Source organism: Stenotrophomonas sp. IS26, from assembly GCF_054188265.1.
In genome coordinates this window covers 76,814-95,204 of the sequence record NZ_JBSZJV010000011.1, presented here as the reverse complement: position 1 = coordinate 95,204, position 18,391 = coordinate 76,814, and the positions used below count along the sequence as shown (strand labels likewise).

At 65.1% G+C, this 18,391-nt stretch carries 21 protein-coding genes and 1 tRNA gene; 14 read left to right on the top strand and 8 right to left on the bottom strand.

Annotated features, from left to right (window positions below; all coding sequences use genetic code 11):
* Positions 1-14: 14 nt before the first annotated feature.
* On the bottom strand, positions 15-971 hold the full coding sequence (locus ACW6W5_RS11550; protein WP_102788854.1) for a cation diffusion facilitator family transporter: 957 nt from the start codon (positions 969-971) through the stop codon (positions 15-17).
* 488 nt (positions 972-1,459) lie between these two features.
* Between ACW6W5_RS11550 and ACW6W5_RS11545 the strand changes: the two genes are divergently transcribed.
* Positions 1,460-1,807 (top strand): hypothetical protein, encoded by a 348-nt coding sequence (locus ACW6W5_RS11545; protein WP_152152917.1) that lies wholly within the window; start codon positions 1,460-1,462, stop codon positions 1,805-1,807.
* A gap of 164 nt (positions 1,808-1,971) precedes the next feature.
* Positions 1,972-2,685 carry a DNA-methyltransferase gene (locus ACW6W5_RS11540; RefSeq protein WP_226956647.1) on the top strand — a complete coding sequence of 238 codons (714 nt, stop codon included), beginning with the start codon at positions 1,972-1,974 and terminating at the stop codon, positions 2,683-2,685.
* Here the strand turns inward: ACW6W5_RS11540 and ACW6W5_RS11535 are convergent.
* The 4 genes from ACW6W5_RS11535 to ACW6W5_RS11520 form a co-directional block, all read right to left on the bottom strand.
* A complete protein-coding gene (locus ACW6W5_RS11535; protein WP_152152915.1) occupies positions 2,646-3,482 on the bottom strand; it encodes a DUF5677 domain-containing protein in 837 nt (278 codons plus the stop codon). The genes ACW6W5_RS11540 and ACW6W5_RS11535 overlap by 40 nt on opposite strands.
* Before the next feature lie 886 nt (positions 3,483-4,368).
* Positions 4,369-4,725, bottom strand: a complete 357-nt coding sequence (locus ACW6W5_RS11530; RefSeq protein ID WP_193222804.1) for an SOS response-associated peptidase family protein — start codon at positions 4,723-4,725, stop codon at positions 4,369-4,371.
* A gap of 38 nt (positions 4,726-4,763) precedes the next feature.
* A complete protein-coding gene (locus ACW6W5_RS11525) occupies positions 4,764-5,462 on the bottom strand; it encodes a hypothetical protein (RefSeq protein WP_152152913.1) in 699 nt (232 codons plus the stop codon).
* Between the two features lie 34 nt (positions 5,463-5,496).
* On the bottom strand, positions 5,497-6,441 hold the full coding sequence (locus ACW6W5_RS11520) for a site-specific integrase (RefSeq protein ID WP_152152911.1): 945 nt from the start codon (positions 6,439-6,441) through the stop codon (positions 5,497-5,499).
* Between the two features lie 226 nt (positions 6,442-6,667).
* Here ACW6W5_RS11520 and dusA point away from each other — a divergent pair, with 226 nt between their 5' ends.
* The 4 genes from dusA to ACW6W5_RS11500 all read left to right on the top strand — a co-directional run bounded on the left by dusA (position 6,668) and on the right by ACW6W5_RS11500 (position 10,468).
* Positions 6,668-7,678, top strand: a complete 1,011-nt coding sequence (dusA, locus tag ACW6W5_RS11515) for a tRNA dihydrouridine(20/20a) synthase DusA (protein ID WP_152152908.1) — start codon at positions 6,668-6,670, stop codon at positions 7,676-7,678.
* Positions 7,679-7,890: 212 nt separating this feature from the next.
* Complete coding sequence (locus ACW6W5_RS11510) at positions 7,891-8,262, top strand: hypothetical protein (protein WP_121044243.1); 372 nt, start codon at positions 7,891-7,893, stop codon at positions 8,260-8,262.
* A 77-nt stretch (positions 8,263-8,339) separates the two neighbouring features.
* Positions 8,340-9,023 (top strand): response regulator transcription factor, encoded by a 684-nt coding sequence (locus tag ACW6W5_RS11505; protein WP_019185514.1) that lies wholly within the window; start codon positions 8,340-8,342, stop codon positions 9,021-9,023.
* Positions 9,024-9,043: 20 nt separating this feature from the next.
* Positions 9,044-10,468: an ATP-binding protein gene (locus ACW6W5_RS11500; RefSeq protein ID WP_121044240.1), complete on the top strand. Its 1,425-nt coding sequence runs from the start codon at positions 9,044-9,046 to the stop codon at positions 10,466-10,468.
* A gap of 4 nt (positions 10,469-10,472) precedes the next feature.
* Here ACW6W5_RS11500 and ACW6W5_RS11495 read toward each other — a convergent pair whose 3' ends face one another.
* Together ACW6W5_RS11495 and ACW6W5_RS11490 are read right to left on the bottom strand one after the other, a co-directional pair.
* Entirely contained in the window at positions 10,473-11,258 is a 786-nt protein-coding gene (locus ACW6W5_RS11495; RefSeq protein ID WP_152152906.1) for a M90 family metallopeptidase, read from the bottom strand.
* Entirely contained in the window at positions 11,225-11,500 is a 276-nt protein-coding gene (locus ACW6W5_RS11490; protein WP_121044234.1) for a hypothetical protein, read from the bottom strand. The genes ACW6W5_RS11495 and ACW6W5_RS11490 overlap by 34 nt, the downstream gene beginning before the upstream one ends.
* 129 nt (positions 11,501-11,629) lie before the next feature.
* Here ACW6W5_RS11490 and birA point away from each other — a divergent pair, with 129 nt between their 5' ends.
* From birA to ACW6W5_RS11455, 7 genes are all read left to right on the top strand, one after another.
* Positions 11,630-12,595 (top strand): bifunctional biotin--[acetyl-CoA-carboxylase] ligase/biotin operon repressor BirA, encoded by a 966-nt coding sequence (gene birA, locus ACW6W5_RS11485; RefSeq protein ID WP_193222803.1) that lies wholly within the window; start codon positions 11,630-11,632, stop codon positions 12,593-12,595.
* Positions 12,592-13,329, top strand: coding sequence for a type III pantothenate kinase (locus ACW6W5_RS11480; RefSeq protein WP_121044231.1), 738 nt, complete (start codon positions 12,592-12,594; stop codon positions 13,327-13,329). The genes birA and ACW6W5_RS11480 overlap by 4 nt, the downstream gene beginning before the upstream one ends.
* A gap of 9 nt (positions 13,330-13,338) precedes the next feature.
* Positions 13,339-14,178, top strand: a complete 840-nt coding sequence (locus ACW6W5_RS11475; protein ID WP_152152902.1) for an SPOR domain-containing protein — start codon at positions 13,339-13,341, stop codon at positions 14,176-14,178.
* 41 nt (positions 14,179-14,219) lie between these two features.
* A tRNA-Thr gene (locus ACW6W5_RS11470) sits at positions 14,220-14,295 on the top strand.
* A gap of 93 nt (positions 14,296-14,388) precedes the next feature.
* Positions 14,389-15,309, top strand: coding sequence for an arginase (gene rocF, locus ACW6W5_RS11465; protein ID WP_121044225.1), 921 nt, complete (start codon positions 14,389-14,391; stop codon positions 15,307-15,309).
* A gap of 191 nt (positions 15,310-15,500) precedes the next feature.
* A complete protein-coding gene (locus tag ACW6W5_RS11460) occupies positions 15,501-15,638 on the top strand; it encodes an entericidin A/B family lipoprotein (protein ID WP_019185522.1) in 138 nt (45 codons plus the stop codon).
* 200 nt (positions 15,639-15,838) lie between these two features.
* Positions 15,839-16,060: a CsbD family protein gene (locus ACW6W5_RS11455; RefSeq protein ID WP_019185523.1), complete on the top strand. Its 222-nt coding sequence runs from the start codon at positions 15,839-15,841 to the stop codon at positions 16,058-16,060.
* An 88-nt stretch (positions 16,061-16,148) separates the two neighbouring features.
* On the opposite strand, the gene ACW6W5_RS11450 is transcribed toward ACW6W5_RS11455, so the two are convergent.
* Positions 16,149-16,952 (bottom strand): hypothetical protein, encoded by an 804-nt coding sequence (locus tag ACW6W5_RS11450; protein WP_152152900.1) that lies wholly within the window; start codon positions 16,950-16,952, stop codon positions 16,149-16,151.
* A 108-nt stretch (positions 16,953-17,060) separates the two neighbouring features.
* Here ACW6W5_RS11450 and ACW6W5_RS11445 point away from each other — a divergent pair, with 108 nt between their 5' ends.
* Positions 17,061-18,350 carry a tryptophan--tRNA ligase gene (locus ACW6W5_RS11445; protein ID WP_152152898.1) on the top strand — a complete coding sequence of 430 codons (1,290 nt, stop codon included), beginning with the start codon at positions 17,061-17,063 and terminating at the stop codon, positions 18,348-18,350.
* Positions 18,351-18,391: the final 41 nt, after the last annotated feature.

Here is an 18,391-nt window from a genome sequence, read left to right as displayed (position 1 = left end):
CACACCGGCGTCGCTCAGATCGCCCACTCCCGATCCGTCGTGAACATGATCGTCAGCCACCGGTCCGGCGACTCCTCGCCCAGCGCCTCACCGATCTCATCGCGCAGCCGGTCCCACTCGATCAGCGCCCGCGGCGGATCATCGGCGCGCACCACGAAGAACAGCTCGATCTGCTCACCGCGCCCGACCTTGGCCACGTAGCTGCGGTATTCCAGGAAACCGTGCCTGGCCACGATATCGCGCGCCACCTCGTCCACGTGGGTCTGCAGATCCAGCGGCGTGATCAGCAGGATGTCCGACAGCGCCTGGCGCACCGTGCCCATCGGCGCGACGACCACGAACAGGCAGACCACCAGCAGGATCGCCGGATCGATGTACGGCACCAGCCACGCCCACTGCGTGCCACCCAACACATAGCCGCCGACGAAGGCGACCAGATACGCCGCCGACATGCTCGCCGCGACCACCCAGTTCTTCGCATCGAGCGCGATGAAGTCCGAGCCGATCGACCGGTTCGCCCGGCGTACGAACAGCGCCAGCCCGGTTTCGGCCACGATCGAGATCACCGCGAACAGGATCGCCGGCCCCAGCGCGATCTCGCGCCCGCCGGACATCAGCGCATCCACTGCATTGACCGCCGCATACAGCGCCGCGCCGATCATCAACGTGCCGCTGACCCCGAGCACGATCGGCTCCAGGTGCCAGAAGCCCATGGTGAAGCGCTGGTTCAAGCGTGACTGCAGGGTATCCACATGGGTCGACAGGCTGATCAGGCGCACCACCAGCAGCGACAGCCAGGTCATCACCACGTCGATCAGCCCATAGATGCCGTCGAAGATGATCAGCGAGGAGTTGGCCAGCAGGCCGAACGCCACGGCCGCGGCAGCCATCGCCAAGGAGGCGGCGATCGACAGGCGCAGGACGCCTTGTTCGGTGGTGGGGTCGAAGCTGGGAAGGCGGAGTGCGGGCATGGATGCCTGGGAGGGCGTGCAGAGATGCATTGTCTACTGCCTTATGGCAGGCGTGTACTGCCTTGACGCGATGGCCCCCCGCAGCGCTTCTAGAGCAGCTTTCATTGGAGTCTGCCAAGCAATTGATGTTACTGATAATATCAGTGAATCAGGATGTGCCCGCCGCCGCCGCGCGTTACGCCGATTACACCGCCTGGTTGTTCGCTCGCTTCGGTTTGGCGCATACATTCTGGCGACACTGCTCGTAGCCCGCTTCTGGCACCTCGTTGGGCCACGATGGGCAGGATGGCAATTAGATGTCGATCTCCAAGCAGTTGATAAGATGCTGTTTAGCAGTGCATTTGGCGGCTTCGTTCTCTCGTATCTCAAAGACACGATCAGCTCTAAGTAGTTCGATCCGCTGAGACGGTTCTTGGACGAGCTCAGTAGCAGTCACATCCCTGACAATACCTCCACGGGGGCGCCCGCTAACCGGACGAGGAAGGCTCATGTACAGAAAAACTCTTGTTGCTATCCCAGTCGGCATCACCACAGACGACGAGGTAAAGGAGTGGCTCGTGGAGAACGTGGGGGACTGGGAGGCAGCCCTCGATCTAGAAGTGGAGTACGTAGACGACCGTGCGGTGTACCAATGGCACCAGATTGACGATATCGATGTAGCAGGCGGCTGTGTGCGCATTCAATACATGGTTGAGTATGACGCCTACTATGGATGTAAGGACATGGATTCAAGCGGTGAGGATGACCGGGATATAACCGGCCAATGGCGCAATGGTGAGGTAGTTTTCCAGACTTTTGTGCAGCCAGAGCGGTCCGTTCCTGATGACGAATTGTGATCGCGATCTCATGAAAGAAGCCGCCCTCGGGCGGCTTCTTCGTTCGTCGCTCAGGCCAAGCTTGCTTGACGCTAGCCGTCCCAGCAACTGGCCACATCCCATCTGTCATTCGCCCACCCTTGGGCGCATTCCATCGCGGTGCGGGCCATGAGCAGCGCCCCGTTGTGCAGGACCAGATCGATATAGGCCTGCCGCTGGATGTCGCCATCCTTAGTGGCCTGCCGATCCTGCCGGCCTCCAGCTTCGACGCAATGATCAATGACCCGCCATATGCCAGCGGCGGCACTCACGCCTCCGCGCATAAGGCCTCGTCGACCGCCAAGTACGGTTGCCACGCGCACGAGGATTTCGCCGGCGACGAACGCGACCAGCGCTCCCATCTGGCATGGATGCGGCTGTGGCTTGCCGAATGCTCGCGCGTGCTGAAGGAGGGCGCGCCGGTGCTGTTGTTCACCGACTGGCGTCAGCTGCCGCTCACCACTGACGCCCTGCAGTGCGCCGGCTTCACGTGGCGCGGTATCGCCGTCTGGGACAAGACCGAGGGCGTCCGGCCGCAGCTGGGGCGCTTCCGCAACCAAGCCGAGTACGTGGTTTGGGGCAGCAAGGGCAGCATGCCGGTGAAGCGCCGAGCGCCAGTCCTGCCGGGCGTGATGCGGGAGAGCGTGCGCAAGGCGGACAAGCACCACCTGACCGGCAAGCCGACTGATCTCATGCGCCAGCTGGTCCGCATCTGCGAAGAGGGCGGCAATATCCTCGATCCGTTCGCCGGGTCCGGCACCACCCTGGTCGCCGCAGATCGGGAGGGATACGACTGGACCGGCATCGAGATGACCCAGCACTACTTCGACGTAGCACGGGCGAGATTGCCAACGCCCTGACCCATCCCAACGCAGACCGACGTAGCCGCCTTCGGGCGGCTTTCTTGGTTGCTGTGCTCGACATCGTTGTATGGAGAAAGCGCTGTTACTTGATCCAGAAGCCGGCGAAGACCACTCATGTGATGGTCGAACCTTCCCTCCGGAAGATAAACGATCTTCTCGAGGTCGAGTGCAGCGCGGAATAGCACCGACATCGCAACGTATGTGAAGGCGAATGTGTCATCCAGTCTAGGGGGTGACCGATGGGTCATTCCCGTCTCACCTTGATGGCGAAGGGCAAGGGCACCTAAATCGTTGTGTGCAAAGCTACAGAACAGAGTGTAAGGGCTGATCAAGTCCGTGAGCTCGGCGCGAACGAAGGCTTCAATCTGAGTCATGCGCTTTTTCTTGAACTCTTCGTGGAGCGGTGCATGCTCACGCTGCATGTCTCTCAGTGCCTCTGCCGGATCTATCTTGTGTATATCAGGTAGGAACTCTGATTCCAGCATCCTCTCGTACATTCGCTTTGCGCCGTCGAGCTGGTTATATCTCATCCGTCTTACGTGGTCATCGTCACGACCAAGCAGACGCAAGTCAGCGAACGCCTCCTGCATGCCTCGGACGTGCATTGCTGCGTGTGTCGGCATGCCTACCACAATCAAGTGCACCGTCGCCTCGTATTGCTCTGCAATCGTCAGAAAGAGGGCACATTGCGGTCGGCCAGGTGGCGATAAGGGAGGGCGCATCTCCCCGATAAAGCTATGAGCTGCACTCACTGACTGAGATGCCAAGTCGAGAACTTGCTGTTGAACGTCCATGAAGTCCACCTGATCGAATCTACCAAGCTAGAGGCAGCGGCCCATGCTTGGCAGCTGTGCAGGGATGGTATATCGGGCGTAGTTCGTCCGCGCATGGCTCATCCAAGGCGATGCACTGGCAGCCGCTGCCCCGTGCATTTGGCCTGCCCAGCGCAGCCTACCTCCTATGTCACTGCGGATGCAGTCACCGCAGTGGGTGGCCGGGCCGCCCCGAATGCCATTGTGCCCCCGGCGCGCGCACTCGTCTCCCCGCCACGCCTGCGGTCTTCGTACCTCCTTTTTTCTGCACCGCTGCGACACCACTCGCGAGGCCGCCGCAGCTGCTGCTCACGCCCATCTCAGGTGCACGTCCAACCCTGCGGAACCCTGCAGGAAGGGAGGGCTTTCCAGACCATCCAGCGACGCCCGGCAGACAGCGTGCCGACCTCTAATTATTTGGAGTCCCACCGGGAACAGGTAACGGGGTAATCGGCGTGGGAAAAAGGCCGTGAAGTGCTAGTGCCGCAAGGGTTATGGCAGGTTACCGCTACTGGTAATTTGAGTAGCGGCGCTTCCCTTGGTGAGTAATGTCATTGATTTAAAAGGACTTTTTTTAAGTCACATGTTACCTCCCCAAAAGGTAATCAGATTACTTCGACGTTACCCTAAAATTACCTTTGATATATCTATATAAGCCGTTGATTTTATAGGGTTTCTATGGAGACTCGTCTGGGTGGTTACCTAAGTTACCCGTTTCCGGTGGCCATCGAAATATTTTGCCTTATAGGGCGGAAAGCTTCGCTCCACCGTCCTGCCCGCCCGCTGCCCGTCGTCGCTGCCCGGTTCAAGCCACCGGCTGCAGGAGCCGTTCGGTGCTGTTGCGCGGCGTGTTGACGGCCCGGCTTACTCAATAGGCCTTCATCGCCGGCGTCTCGCTGGCTAGCAGCATTGCCATCGCGTCGTCAGGCACCGCTGTCATCCTTTCCTTGGCTTGGTCAGCTGCCAGCCACACGGGCATCCGGTCGTGGATGTCCGCTGATACCCCGTTGCTGTCGCCGGTAATCACGGTGAAGCTGCCCAGGTCGTCGTCGCCAAGCAGTTTGCTGGCGTCTTCCCAGAGGCCGGCAGCCCATAGCGGCTGGCGGCGATCCGGGCGCAGTGGACCGTCCGAGAGTGCACCAGTTACGCCGTGGGCGTGATTGGGGCTGAGATGTAGGTTGACCGGCACCAAGACAGGCGACGAGCAGAGGTCCACCGGCGGCATGCAGACCTAAGTGCCTCGGGTCGTGGTCGCCCGTGAGCCTAGAGGTCGTTGCGGAAGTGGAGGCGCAGTTGGTCGAAGGCCTGGACTACTTCATCGCCAAAGTCGTCTTCTTGGAAAGGATCAATTGGCTCAAAAAGCGTCGGGGCAAGCAACTTGAGTTCGTTGGCGACTAGGTCCGGGTCATAACGGGACAGAGAGAGCTTTGTCGTTTTCGCGGTTGCCGTGGACAGTGCCCTCCGCAAGCATTCGTAGAGATGGAGAACGTTCTCAAGCGAAGAGCGATAGGGAGCTCCAAACAGCACTCCTACGCGGTGAACATGGGTGCGCAATTCAGCGGCGTAATCCTTGTGCTCGAGCAACGCTGATCTCACACGGTAGGATGCTTCTGAAAGCACGAGTGGCTCACCCGCGCCCTCGAACATTTCGTATTCATCAGGCGCGCTCCGCGCGCGGCCCATCGCGTCTCTGAGCGCCTCGGTGCAGACCATCACCTTTTCAGCAAGTTCTGAATTTCTCTTGAATCGCAACTCCTGCTGCCAGCGGTTCACGCCCCAAGCAGCGACAGCGGCGGCAAGAAGAGCGGCTAGACCTTGTAAGAACGCCCCTGTAGCGCTCCAGTCGATCGCGCGAGCGCGGGCGCCGATGGCGTAGCCGGCGCCGGCACCTATTGCGAGCATGGAAAGCGCCATAGCGGCAGCGGGCAAAGAGATACGGAACGGTGGAGATGGCTTCTTCATGAAGGTTGGCCGAAATCGCATTCCTGTGCAGGTTCTAGGCGGTTGGGGTCGGTGCGCGATGCAGTGTCTCAGGCCTGAGCTGGGTGTACCGTTTCAGTTCGTTCCATGATTCATGCAGCGTAACTGCTGCCACCTCGGGGATATCGTACCCCTGCTCGAACAGGCGCGACGTGGCCTCGTGTCGAAGATCATGGGAGCACAGATCCTCGATGCGCAGCTTCGCGCAGGCGCGGGTAAAGGCTGTGCCTACTGAGCTGGGGTTGTACGGGAAGATCGGCCCGTCCACCTCCCCCTGTGGCTGTCGCTCCACGATGTCCCACGCTTCGCCCAGCAGGGGGAAGCGCTTGTGGTTCCCGAGCTTTTTGCGGGGGTGCTTGGCATCCCTCAGCAGGGCTGTGCGATTTGCCCGGTCGATGTCCGACCACAGTAGGCGCGTGATTTCGCTCTCGCGCTTCGCCGTCAGTACGGCGAAGTCGATGATATCCACCATAGGAATGGTCGAGCGCCACGCAGCCGCGAGGAAGTGTTCCCGTAGCCCCGCCAGTTCCTCGGCTGTGGGCCGCCTGTCCCGGCGCTTCGACTTCCCCACCAGGCGCAGCACCGGCGGAGCCTCGGCCACCGGGTCATGGGGCAGCTTCACGCCTTTCATGGGGCCGGCAAGCTTGAGCAGCTCGGAGAGATAGCCCAGCTCTACGTTCATGGTTGCTGGCGCGCAGGCTGGGATAATCATGCCGTTGGCCATCATGTGATCGCCGCGGATTCGCCGGCGGGTGTGCTCGATCACATCGTTGGCCGTGAGCTTCCTGGCCACGATGTCGCCCAGGCCCTCGCGGATTCTGGTCATGTTGCCGGAGTGGGTCTTGGAGATGGCCCTGATGCTGGCCAGCTCGTTGATTCGCCGGGCGATCAGTTTGCCGATGGTGATCTCTTCACCGGGTGTAGCGCCTCGGGCCTCCTGATCGGCAAGCTCGCGGTCCATGCGGTCCCCCCCAGGCCTTCGCAGCCGTCTTGGTGGGGAAGGTACGGGTTTGGGTGGGGTGGCCTTTGCGGCGCACAATAGCGCGGCAGCGGCCGTCTCGATTTTGCAGGGTTGCCATGGTGTACCAGCTCGGATGTACCACGCCCTCCGTGGTACGCCAATGGCACAGCCGGTTAGGAAAATGCGGGAAAAGTGGTGCAGATTCGGGAAATAGTGAGAAGCCTATATGCTTGATAAGTCAGTGAAAACTAAAGAAATCAAGGGTATTCGGCTCTGCGTCGCCCCCATGATGGACTGGACGGACCGCCATTGCCGGTATTTCCACCGGTTGCTGGCCCCGGGCGCACGGCTGTATACCGAAATGGTGCACGCCAACGCGGTGATCCACGGCGACCGTGAGCGCCTGCTCGGCTTCGACGGCAGCGAGCACCCGCTGGCCCTGCAGCTCGGTGGCAGCGATCCGGCCCTGCTGGCCCAGGCCGCCCGTATCGCGCAGGAATGGGGCTACGACGAGGTCAATCTCAACTGTGGCTGCCCCTCCGATCGCGTCCAGGCCGGGCGCTTCGGCGCCTGCCTGATGCGCGAGCCGGCGCTGGTGGCCGAGTGCGTAAGCGCGATGGTCGCTGCGGTGGACATCCCGGTCACGGTGAAGTGCCGCTTGGGCGTGGATGACGACAACGACTACGAAAACTTCGTCAACTTCGTCGATCAATCGACCAACGCCGGCAGCGCGATGTTCGTGGTGCATGCCCGCAACGCGTGGCTGAAGGGCCTTTCGCCGAAGGAAAACCGCGAAGTGCCGCCGCTGCGCTACGACTGGGCACATCGTCTCAAGGCCGACCGTCCGCAGCTGCAGATCGTCCTCAACGGTGGCCTGGCCACGGTCGAGGCCGCGCAGGCCCAGTTGCCGGCGCTGGATGGGGTGATGCTGGGCCGTGCCGCCTACCACGACCCCTACGTGCTGCATCAGCTGGAGGCCGCCCAGACCGGTGCCCCGCTGCAGTCGCGCGAGGCGCTGCTGCGCGCCATGCAGCCCTATATCGAAGCCCAACTGGCCCGTGGGCTGGCGCTCAAGCACATCACCCGCCACCTGCTGGGCCTGTTCCACGGCCAGCGGGGCGGCCGTGCCTTCCGCCAGATCCTGAGCGAAGGCTCGCACCGCGTCGGTGCCGACTGGAGCCTGATCGAGCAGGCGTTGGCGGTCACCCGCGCCCAGGCCGAGCGCGTCGCGGCGTGAGCCGCGTCACCTTGTCAGCTTGACAAGGACCCCGGTTTAGCCACCAATGTTCACTTAGATGAACAAAGCGGGGAGGCAGGCGGAAAAGTTCAGACCGGATTCACTGGCTAAAACCAAGAATTCGCTAAAGATTCGTAAAGCGCCGGCCCAGGCTGGCGGTTGCCGATTCACAACTTTTGAACGTTTAGCCGCGCTCCGCTAGGATCAGACCGATGTTCTCCGTGACCCGCCACCGCCGCATTGCCGCCTTCGCCCTTCTGGCGACGGGCGCCGCTGCCTCCACCGGCAGTGCGTGGGCACAGATGCCGCCGCCGGAAGCGGCCCGTGCCGAGATGATGCGCACGGCCGAACGCGGTGGCCCTCAGGAGCGCTCGCTGTCCGATGCGGTGCGCCGTGTGCAGCGGACTACCGGTGGACACATCCTCGGCGCCGAGCGCGTGCCCTTCGATGGGCGCGATATCAACCGGGTGAAGTACATGGATGACCGCGGTCGCGTCCGCTATATGGACGATCCCGCGACATCGCGTTCACAGCCCCGCACGCCGCGCTCGGATATGTCATCACTACGCGGCGATAACCCCTGAACAGGGATAGTTGTCCGCAGTCATCTGCATTACCCACTGGCCCCATGGGGCCATACCCAGGACACTAGGGAGAGTTCATGCGTATCCTTCTGGTCGAAGACGAAGCCCCGCTGCGGGAAACACTGGCAGCCCGGCTCAAGCGCGAAGGCTTTGCCGTCGATGCTGCGCAGGACGGTGAGGAAGGTCTGTACATGGGCCGCGAAGTTCCGTTCGACGTCGGCATCATCGATCTGGGCCTGCCCAAGATGTCGGGCATGGAACTGATCAAGGCGCTGCGCGACGAGGGCAAGAAGTTCCCGGTGCTCATCCTGACCGCGCGTTCGAGCTGGCAGGACAAGGTCGAGGGCCTCAAGCAGGGCGCCGACGATTACCTCGTCAAGCCGTTCCACGTGGAAGAGCTGCTGGCCCGCGTCAATGCGCTGCTGCGCCGTGCCGCCGGCTGGAGCAAGCCGACGCTGGAGTGCGGCCCGGTCGCGCTGGATCTTGCCGCGCAGACGGTCAGCGTCAACGGCAGCAACGTGGATCTCACCAGCTACGAGTACAAAGTGCTCGAGTACCTGATGATGCATGCCGGTGAACTGGTCTCCAAGGCCGACCTCACCGAGCACATCTATCAGCAGGACTTCGACCGCGACTCGAACGTGCTGGAGGTCTTCATCGGCCGCCTGCGCAAGAAGCTCGATGCCGACGGCGAACTCAAGCCGATCGAAACCGTGCGTGGCCGCGGTTACCGCTTCGCCATTCCGCGCAACGAAGGCTGAGCTGCGGCTGGCGATAGATGATGTCCGGCCGTCTGTGGTTCTTTAAACGCTGGCGGCCGCGCTCACTGCAGGCGCGCCAGCTGTTGGCCGCCTCGGTGGGCCTGGTGGCCTTCCTGGCCCTGGCCGGCTACGCGCTGGACGCGGCCTTCGCCGATACCGCGAAGGCCAACCTGCGCGAGCGGCTGAAGAACTACGCCACGGCCTACGCGGCCGGCATCGACTTCACCCGCGACCGCTCGCTGTACATCCGCGAGCAGCCACCGGATCCGCGCTTTGACGTCCCGGGCAGCGGCCTTTATCTGCAGGTCGTGATGCCGGACGGCAAGGGCAACTCCATGTCTGCCGAAGGCCCGATGCTGCCCACCGTGGGCGGCGGCATGCTGGCCCCGCGCCAGGAAGTCTTCGAAGGCCCGTTGCCGATGATCCAGATCGACGGCAGCGAGGGCTCGGCCTACCGCTATGGCATGGGCCTGGTCTGGGACGCCGACGCCGACCCGGCCACCGAATTCCCGTACACCATCTACGTGCTCGAAGACTCGCGCGCGCTCGGTGCACAGCTGCGCGTGTTCCGCGGGCGCGTGTGGTTCTACCTCGGCGGCATCGGCCTGATCCTGCTGCTGCTGCAGACGGTCATTCTGCAGTGGAGCCTGCGCCCGATGCGGCGCGTGATCAACGAACTGACCAAGGTCCAGCGCGGTGAAACCGAGCGCATGAGCGAACGCCATCCGCGCGAGCTGGAGCCACTGACCGACAGCATCAACGCCTTCATCGAGAGCGAGCGCGAAAACCTCGAACGCCAGCGCAACACCCTGGCCGATCTCGCGCACAGCCTGAAGACGCCGCTGGCGGTGCTGCGCACGCAACTCGACAGCGGCGCACGCGATGAGGATCTGCGCGAAGAGTTCGACGTGCAGCTGCGGCGCATGAACAACCTGGTGTCCTACCAGCTGGCGCGCGCGGCTTCGTCCGGTCACAAGCTGTTCTCCGCCCCGTTGCCGATCGAGTCCAACGCCGAGGAAATCGTGCGGGGCCTGGAGAAGGTCTACGCCTCCAAGGGTGTGCTGTGCGAATTCGACATCGACCCGGCCGCGCGTTTCCACGGCGAGCCTGGCGATCTGCAGGAACTGCTCGGCAACCTGCTGGAGAACGCCTTCAAGTGGGCCAAGCGCCGTGTGCTGCTGACCGCGCATCCGTTGCCGGCCCCCGGTGCGCGACGCGCGGGGCTGGTGCTGTCGGTGGATGACGATGGCCCGGGCATCGCACCGGAAGACGTCGCCAAGGTGCTGCAGCGTGGTGTGCGTGGCGATGAGCGCGTGCAGGGCCACGGCATCGGCCTGTCGATCGTGCAGGACCTGATCAAGGATTACCGCGGCGAACTGCAGGTGAAGCGTTCGCCCGAATTGGGTGGCGCACGCTTTGAAGTGAAGTTGCCGCCGGGGCCGTAATGCGTCACCGCATCAGCGGTGACGGACCATAGAACCGCTGCAGATGCCCGGCGACCGCCGGCATCTCGCGCGCCAGCAGCGCCGGTGCGGAGAAGTGGTACTCGCTGACCACCGCGAAGAATTCTTCCGGCGCCTCGGACGCATACGGATCGATCAGCGTCTCGCGGCCCTGGTCCACCTCGGCGCAGAACGCATCATAGGCCTGCTGGAAATCCGCCGCCCACTGTTTCTGCCACGCCCGCGGCAACGGCGGCGTGCCGTCGATCGCCCCGTCCAGCGCATCGATCTTGTGCGCCATCTCATGCACCGCCACGCAGAACCCGGCTTCGGGGTCGGCGATGTCGGCCTGGATGTCGGCCCACGACAGAATCAGTGGACCGCTGTCCCACGATTCGCCGATCAACGCATCGTCCCATTCGTGCAGCACGCCGGCCGCATCCACCTGGCTGCGGTGCACGCGGAACGCGTTGGGATACACGATCAGCTGCGACCAGCCACGCAGGCCGATCTCGCCCAGTTCCAGCAACGGCAGGCAGCACAGCGCGGCCAGCAACACGCCATCGGCGTCCTCCAGCTGCAGTTCGGCGGCGGGGCTGATGGTTTTCTCGTGCAGGAAGCGGGCCGCCAGGGCACGCAGGCGTTCGCGGCGGGCAGGATCCAGATGCTGCAGCCAGACGGCGCGGCGGCAGGTGGTGTCCCAAAGGGTAGGGTCGATCTCGCGTGGCGTGCGGCGCAGCCAGCCCAACAGTCGTTCGATCAGCGGAACATACCCGGCAGGAAGCTGTGCCACTTCGGTGCGCGCAGGCGCGGCAGCACGTCGTCATCGCCGCCGCCACCCGTGCTGGTACCGCTGCTGGCGCTGGGTTTGACCGTGGCCGGTGCCGCGGCGGCCGAGGCCGAGGCCGGCGCGCTGCGCTCGTTCTCGCCTGCCGAATAGACACACGCGCCGCGACCCGCCGTGGTGAGCGCATCGGAAGCATGCGCGGCCAGCGGGGCCATCAGGAGGAGCAGGCAATGGGCGAACGGGCGCATCGTCAACATCCAGCGGCGGGTCAAGTTCTCGATTCTAGCCCGATTCGGCCGGGGGATTGGAAGGCCCCCGGGCGGGCGCTGGCGGCGGCTTTCCCGCATACTTTTCCCGTTTACCCGATGGAAGCTGCCGTGGACGACCGCCAACTGCTGGCCAAACTGGGCGCCGGGCGCCTGTCCGGCGACGCGCTGGCGCGCGAACTGGGCCAGACCCGCGCCGCGATTTGGAAGCGGATTCAAGGACTTAGAGCCGCCGGGCTCGATATCGACGGCCGCGCCGGTGACGGTTACCAGTTGCAGCAGCCGCTGGACCTGCTGGACGCCGAGGCCATCCAGGCCGCGCTGCCGGCCGCCACCGGCGACCTGCTGACCTCCCTGCGGGTGGCGTGGTCGGTCGCGTCAACGAACAGTGAATTGCTGCGCTGCAGCGCGCCGGAGCGCGGGGCGATGGCTCTGCTTGCCGAGCGCCAGACCCGTGGCCGCGGTCGCCGCGGGCGGGTCTGGGCCTCGCCGCTGGCGGCGCATGTCTACCTTTCGGTGCTGCGCGGGTTTGCCGGTGGTCTCTCGCGGCTGGGCGGGCTGAGCCTGGTCGCCGGGGTCGCCGTGGCCGAAGCACTGCGTGAGGCCGGCTATGCGGGCGTCGCCCTGAAATGGCCCAATGACCTTGTCGTCGACGGGCATAAGCTCGGCGGCCTGCTGATCGAAGGCGGCGGTGAATTCGCCGGCCCCGCACGCGCGGTGATCGGCCTGGGCGTCAACGTGCGCATGCCCGCTGCGTTCGCGGCGGAGATCACCCAGCCCTGGACCGATCTGGACACGTTGTCCGGCGCACAGACGTCGCGCAATGCGGTGGTCGCGCGCATCCTGGCCAGCCTGCTGCCGGCGCTGGATGCCTTCGAGCAGGACGGCCTGGGACCGTTCCTCGCGCGCTATGCCGCGCTGGACAGCCTGGCCGGGCGCGAGGTGCAGGTGGAAGAAGGCGGCGTGCTGTTTGCCGGCACGGCGCTGGGTCTGGCCGACGATGGGGCGCTGCGTGTGCGCATCGACGGCAGTGAACGGGTTTTCCATGCGGGCGAAGTCAGCGTGAGGGCGCAATGAGCGACTGGTTGTTTGATCTGGGCAATTCGCGCTTCAAGTTCGCGCCGCTGCAGGGCGTGCGCGCGGGCGACGTGCAGGCGTGGCCGCATGGTGCTGAAGCGATGCCGGCCGCGGCACTGGATGCGCTGCCGTCAGGCGACACCGCCTACGTTGCCAGCGTCGCCGCACCCTCGTTGACCGCCGCCATGCTGGATGTATTGCAGGCGCGCTTCCGCCAGGTCCGCGTGGCGCGTACCGAAGGCGAGTACGCCGGTGTGCGGATCGCCTATGCCGACCCCGCCCGCTTCGGCGTGGACCGTTATCTGGCGCTGTTGGCGGTGGCTGCACGTGGCCAGGCGGTGCTGATCGCCGGCGTCGGCACCGCGCTCACCATCGATCTACTCGACGCCGAGGGCCAGCACCACGGCGGGCGCATCTCGGCCTCGCCGACCACCATGCGCGAAGCGCTGCACGCGCGTGCCGTGCAGTTGCCGGCGGCGGGCGGTGAGTACAGTGAGTTCGCCAACGACACCGCCGATGCGCTGGCCTCCGGCTGCGACGGGGCCGCGGTGGCGCTGATCGAACGCAGCCGCGTGCAGGGCGGCGAACGGCTCGGCGCGTTGCCACATCTGCTGGTGCACGGCGGCGGTGCGCCCGCGTTGCTGCCGCTGCTGGGCGATGCCGAATTCCAGCCGTCGCTGGTGCTGGATGGGCTGGCACGCTGGGCCGTGCATCAACCGCCATCGGCAGGCTAGGATCAGCCGATGCTTACCCGTGCCCTGATCGTCGTCCTGGTCATTCTCAATCTCGGTGTCGCGCTGTGGTGGCTGTTGCGTGGCGAACCGGCCAGCGCACCGCCGGCCTCGCCGGCCGGTGTGGCGCAGCTGGAAGTGCTGCCGAGCACGCAGGCGCCGACGACGTCTGTGGCTCCCCCGGATGCCACGCCAGCCCTGCAGGACGTGACGCCCGCCTCCGCGCCAGTGGCCCAGCCGCCGGTGCCCGTCTCCGTGCCGGCGACCGCCGTGGCTGACACGCCCGCGCCAAGGCCCGCCGCCAGCGTGCCGGCGCCCGCTCCGGTGGCCGATGCACCCGCACCGGCCGTCGCACCCGCACCCGTACCCGTCACCGCGACGCCCGCACCCGCACAGTGCGTGAGCCTGGGGCCGTTCGCCGACCGCGCTGCCGCCCAGGCCGCCCAGTCGCGCGCCGCCGGTGCCCTGGGTGGGGCCAAGCTGCGTGAGGTGGCCGATGCCGGTGCGACCCGTTACCGCGTGCTGCTGCCGCCTGCCGCCAGCCGGGAGGCGGCGCAGGCCATGGTCAAGCGCATCGTCGCAGCGGGCGTGAGCGACTACTACATCATTGCCCAAGGCGAGGACACCAACGCCATCGCGCTGGGCCAGTACCGCAATCGCGAAGGCGCGGATCGCCGCCTGGCGGCCCTGAGTGCGGCTGGTTTCAAGGCGACCATGGTCGCCAGCGGGGGCGATGGCAGCGCGCAGTGGTGGCTGGATGCGACCCTGGCCGAGGGCACCGACCCCGCCGTGGCCCGCCAGCGCAGCGGCGCGGCCCAGCACCGCTCGCTGGAATGCGCACGCTTGCGCTAGAATCCCGGCTCCGCGACGGGTCGTCCCGCTGCGATGCCCATGCCGGCATAGCTCAGTTGGTAGAGCAACCGCCTTGTAAGCGGTAGGTCCCCAGTTCGAATCCGGGTGCCGGCACCATTGATACCAGGTCGGTAACGACTGCTGCAGCGCCGCGAGTCGTATCACGCCGCGCTGGCTATGCTGGTCCTCTTTGCAACGGAGGCAACAGCGATGGCGATGTATTCCCCGGTTTCCCTGATTGGCGTGCCCACCGATATCGGGGCGGGCCACCGTGGCGCGGGTCTGGGACCGGACGCCCTGCGCATCGCCGGGCTGGGTGACGCGCTCACCGCGCGTGGCGTGGAGGTACGCGATCTTGGCAACCTGGCCGGTCCGCGCAACCCGTGGACGGCACCGGTGCAGGGCTACCGCCATCTTGACGAAGTCGTGGCCTGGAACCGCGCGCTGATGGACGCGACCTACGGCGAACTCCAGGCCGGGCGCATGCCGATCATGCTCGGCGGCGACCACTGCCTGGGCATCGGCTCGATCACCGCGGTCGCGCGCTGGTGCCGCGAGCAGGGCAAGGACCTGCGCGTGCTCTGGCTGGATGCGCATTCGGATTTCAACACCAGCGAGGTCACCCCGTCGGGCAACGTGCACGGCATGCCGGTGGCCTGCCTGTGCGGGCTCGGCCCGGACGCGCTGACCCGCCTCGGCGGTGACGCACCGGCGATCCGCCCGCAGCAGGTGCACCAGATCGGCATCCGCTCGGTGGACCAGGAAGAGAAGCGCCTGATCAAGCAGCACCAGGTGGATGTCTATGACATGCGCTACATCGACGAAGCCGGCATGAAGCGCACGATGGAGGCTGCGCTGGCCGGCATCGATGCCAACACGCACCTGCACGTCAGCTTCGACGTGGATTTCCTGGACCCCAGCATTGCACCCGGCGTCGGCACCACGGTGCCTGGCGGGGTGAACTACCGCGAAGCGCAGCTGGTGATGGAGATGATCGCCGACACCGGGCGCATGGGCTCGCTGGACATCGTCGAGCTGAATCCGTTGCTGGACAACCGCAATGCCACCGCGGAACTGGCGGTGGATCTGGTCGAAAGCCTGTTCGGAAAATCGACGCTGATGCGCGATTGAGAACTTCTGGCTGAACAGCGTTTTCCTGCATTCACATCCGCTGCACGCCTCTCCCGCCAGATTGCACGTCACGCGGCGCCGTGTGTTTCGACCCACGGCGCGGCAGGTCAGGAAGAGGAGTTGCGCTGGCGTGCTCATCTGACAGGCGGGACCGGATTCCGGTATTGAATTTGATCAACCAGGAGAACCCTATGAAGCGTGTTATCGCACTGATGCTGTTGTCGATGTTCTCGGTCGCCATGCTGTCCGGCTGCAACACCGTTGCTGGTGCTGGCAAGGACGTGCAGAAGGCCGGTGAAACGGTCGAAGGCGCTGCCAAGGGCAACTGATCCACGGATCAGGCGTCAACGAAAAAGGCCGGGGATTCCCGGCCTTTTTCATGTCCAACAATGACTGTGCAACGTGCGCGGTGGTGAATCCATTCAAGCTCGTGAGTGTGCGCTTCATCGCCGCTTGACCGCACGCCAACGCGGGCGGGCGCATTCTGATCCCACGGCGAGATGGCCGTTGCAATCGAGGAAGCGAACCCATGAACAAAGACATCATTTCCGGCAAGTGGACGCAGCTCAAGGGCAAGGCGCAGGCCAAGTGGGGCGACCTGACCGACGACGATTTCAAGGTGGCCGAAGGCAACGCCGAGTACCTCGCAGGCCGCCTGCAGGAACGCTATGGCTGGGCACGCGACCGTGCTGAAACCGAAGTCCGCGACTTCGAAGCGGCCATGCGCAAGGATTATCCGGATTACCACTGAGGGTGATCCGTGACGACGGCGCCGCCGTCGGGGTTGAAACCGGAACGGGCCGCGAGAGCGGCCCGTTTTTGTTGGGGTGCGTTGGCGATCAGCGGCGGCGATGCAGCGGCGGATCGGGCACGTATTGGCCGGGGAAGGCCTGCGGCTCGTCACGCACTGGCGCGTTCACCCGCGCAATGATGCCGCGTGCCACCAGATTGCGTTCGCTGTCGTAGCGCACCTGCACCTGTTGCGCCGGATAAGCGGTATCGCGCTCGAACGCGGTGTTGCGCACCCGCGACTGCTCGCGCTGTCCATGCCCGGTGCCCAGTTGCGGTGCCGGCGCGGTGGTGGAACCGGTCACGCGGGCGCTCTCAATGGTAGATGACCGCGCCTGGGGGCGCGCCTTGGCATCGGCCGGGCCCGCCACGGCGGGGGCGGCTTCCCAGGACACGCGTCCGGCTTCGTGGAAGACCGCCACGCCGATCACGCCGATGTTGGCCGGGCGCCCGGTGCGGCCGGCGTAGCTGCGGTCCGGATCGGTGAACACGAACTGCGCGACTTCGTCGGCGGATTTGCGCCAGCCGTGGATATCGGTGGTCTGCCACGGGTTGAGCACGTAACCGGTCTGGTGGGGCGCGGCCACCTCGCCGCTGATGGCATTCAGACCATCCACCGAGAGCACCACCAGCACACGCTCGGCGCTGCCGTTGCGCAGGCGCACGCTGTAACGGTGGCCCTGCTGCCCCGCGATCCAGCGCTGGCCGTCCTGGCGGTACTGGGTCAGGGCCTGGCCGCTGTCGCGGTCGATCACCGTCAGGTGGACCGGACCGGTGTCATGACGCAGCGGGAGCGCCGGTTTGAAGCCGCACAGGGCCAACACGGCAAGCATGGGCAGGATCAGGTCTTTCATGGGAAGGCTCCGCAGGGCAGGTGCAGGATCAAACGGACGGCCTGGGCCAACGGGGTCGAGCGCGGGCAGGTAAACTGGGGCGGTTCACTTGTCAGCACTGATTCCCCCATGACGACCCGCGTTCTTACCGGCATCACCCCCTCCGGCACGCCCCACCTGGGCAACTATGTCGGCGCCATCCGCCCGGCGATCACCGCCAGCCAGGCCTCGGATATCGAGAGCTTCTTCTTCCTGGCCGACCTGCACAGCCTGATCAAGGCGCAGGAGCCCGAGCGCACCCAGCGCTCCACGCTGGAGATCGCGGCAAGCTGGCTGGCGTGCGGGCTGGATCCGGACAAGGTGTGGTTCTACCGGCAGAGCGACATCCCGGAAACCACCGAGCTGATGTGGTTCCTGACCGTGATCGCCAGCAAGGGCATCCTCAACCGCGCGCACGCCTACAAGGCCGCCGTGGACAAGAACCGCGAGGAGCAGCTGGATGACGACGCCGGGGTCAGCGCGGGGTTGTTCATGTACCCGGTGCTGATGGCCGCCGACATCCTGATCTTCAAGGCCAACCGGGTGCCGGTCGGCCGCGACCAGATCCAGCACATCGAGATGGCGCGCGATTTCGCGCAGCGCTTCAACCATGTCTACGGCCAGGCGTTCTTCCCGCTGCCGGAGGTGGTGATCGATGAGCAGGTCGCCACGCTGGCGGGCCTGGACGGCCGCAAGATGAGCAAGAGCTACCACAACACCATTCCGCTGTTCGCCCCGCGCGCGGAGCTGAAGAAGCTGGTGTCCTCGATCCTCACCGATTCGCGCGCACCCGGCGAGCCCAAGAGCACCGAAGGCTCGGCGCTGTTCCAGATGTACCAGGCGTTCGCCACCCCGGAGCAGACTGCGGCGTTCGCGCAGGCCTTCGCCGAGGGCATCAGCTGGGGCGATGCCAAGCAGCAGCTGTTCGAGCGCATCGACAGCGAGATCACCCCGCTGCGCGAGCGCTATGACGCGCTGATGGCCGAGCCGGAAAAAATCGAGGCGCTGCTGCGTCGTGGTGGCCAGCAGTTGCGCGAGCAGTTCGCCGTGCCGTTGCTCAAGGAGCTGCGTCATGCGGTCGGCCTGCGCGATCTCTCCACCGCCGGTGACGTGCCCAGTGAAGAAAGCGGGGCCGCACGCGCTGCACCGCCGCTGTTCAAGCAGTACCGCGAACAGGATGGCCGTTTCTACTTCAAGCTGCAGGCCAGTGATGGCACGCTGCTGATCCAGAGCGAGGGCTTCGATTCGCCGCGTGACGCCGGCCAGCTGATCGGCGTGCTCAAGCAGACCGAACATGGCGACGGCCTGCAGAGTGAGCTGTTCAAGCTCGAGGCCGAAGTGGACGTAGTGCTGGCCGCCTTGCAGGCGCTGCGCGAGTAACGCCAGCGGCGGGCCGGCAACCGGGCTGTGGCATGATGCCC

What these genes read in the sequence shown, in the direction of transcription:
- ACW6W5_RS11510 (WP_121044243.1), top strand. Translation starts at nt 7,891, where the DNA reads ATGTTCTCCGTGACCCGCCACCGCCGCATTGCCGCCTTCGCCCTTCTG.
- ACW6W5_RS11490 (WP_121044234.1), bottom strand. Translation starts at nt 11,500, where the DNA reads ATGCGCCCGTTCGCCCATTGCCTGCTCCTCCTGATGGCCCCGCTGGCC.
- ACW6W5_RS11530 (WP_193222804.1), bottom strand. Translation starts at nt 4,725, where the DNA reads ATGCCGCCGGTGGACCTCTGCTCGTCGCCTGTCTTGGTGCCGGTCAAC.
- ACW6W5_RS11520 (WP_152152911.1), bottom strand. Translation starts at nt 6,441, where the DNA reads ATGGACCGCGAGCTTGCCGATCAGGAGGCCCGAGGCGCTACACCCGGT.
- dusA (WP_152152908.1), top strand. Translation starts at nt 6,668, where the DNA reads ATGCTTGATAAGTCAGTGAAAACTAAAGAAATCAAGGGTATTCGGCTC.
- rocF (WP_121044225.1), top strand. Translation starts at nt 14,389, where the DNA reads ATGGCGATGTATTCCCCGGTTTCCCTGATTGGCGTGCCCACCGATATC.
- ACW6W5_RS11475 (WP_152152902.1), top strand. Translation starts at nt 13,339, where the DNA reads ATGCTTACCCGTGCCCTGATCGTCGTCCTGGTCATTCTCAATCTCGGT.
- ACW6W5_RS11505 (WP_019185514.1), top strand. Translation starts at nt 8,340, where the DNA reads ATGCGTATCCTTCTGGTCGAAGACGAAGCCCCGCTGCGGGAAACACTG.
- ACW6W5_RS11500 (WP_121044240.1), top strand. Translation starts at nt 9,044, where the DNA reads ATGTCCGGCCGTCTGTGGTTCTTTAAACGCTGGCGGCCGCGCTCACTG.
- ACW6W5_RS11445 (WP_152152898.1), top strand. Translation starts at nt 17,061, where the DNA reads ATGACGACCCGCGTTCTTACCGGCATCACCCCCTCCGGCACGCCCCAC.
- ACW6W5_RS11535 (WP_152152915.1), bottom strand. Translation starts at nt 3,482, where the DNA reads ATGGACGTTCAACAGCAAGTTCTCGACTTGGCATCTCAGTCAGTGAGT.
- ACW6W5_RS11545 (WP_152152917.1), top strand. Translation starts at nt 1,460, where the DNA reads ATGTACAGAAAAACTCTTGTTGCTATCCCAGTCGGCATCACCACAGAC.
- ACW6W5_RS11450 (WP_152152900.1), bottom strand. Translation starts at nt 16,952, where the DNA reads ATGAAAGACCTGATCCTGCCCATGCTTGCCGTGTTGGCCCTGTGCGGC.
- ACW6W5_RS11460 (WP_019185522.1), top strand. Translation starts at nt 15,501, where the DNA reads ATGAAGCGTGTTATCGCACTGATGCTGTTGTCGATGTTCTCGGTCGCC.
- ACW6W5_RS11455 (WP_019185523.1), top strand. Translation starts at nt 15,839, where the DNA reads ATGAACAAAGACATCATTTCCGGCAAGTGGACGCAGCTCAAGGGCAAG.
- ACW6W5_RS11550 (WP_102788854.1), bottom strand. Translation starts at nt 971, where the DNA reads ATGCCCGCACTCCGCCTTCCCAGCTTCGACCCCACCACCGAACAAGGC.
- ACW6W5_RS11480 (WP_121044231.1), top strand. Translation starts at nt 12,592, where the DNA reads ATGAGCGACTGGTTGTTTGATCTGGGCAATTCGCGCTTCAAGTTCGCG.
- ACW6W5_RS11525 (WP_152152913.1), bottom strand. Translation starts at nt 5,462, where the DNA reads ATGAAGAAGCCATCTCCACCGTTCCGTATCTCTTTGCCCGCTGCCGCT.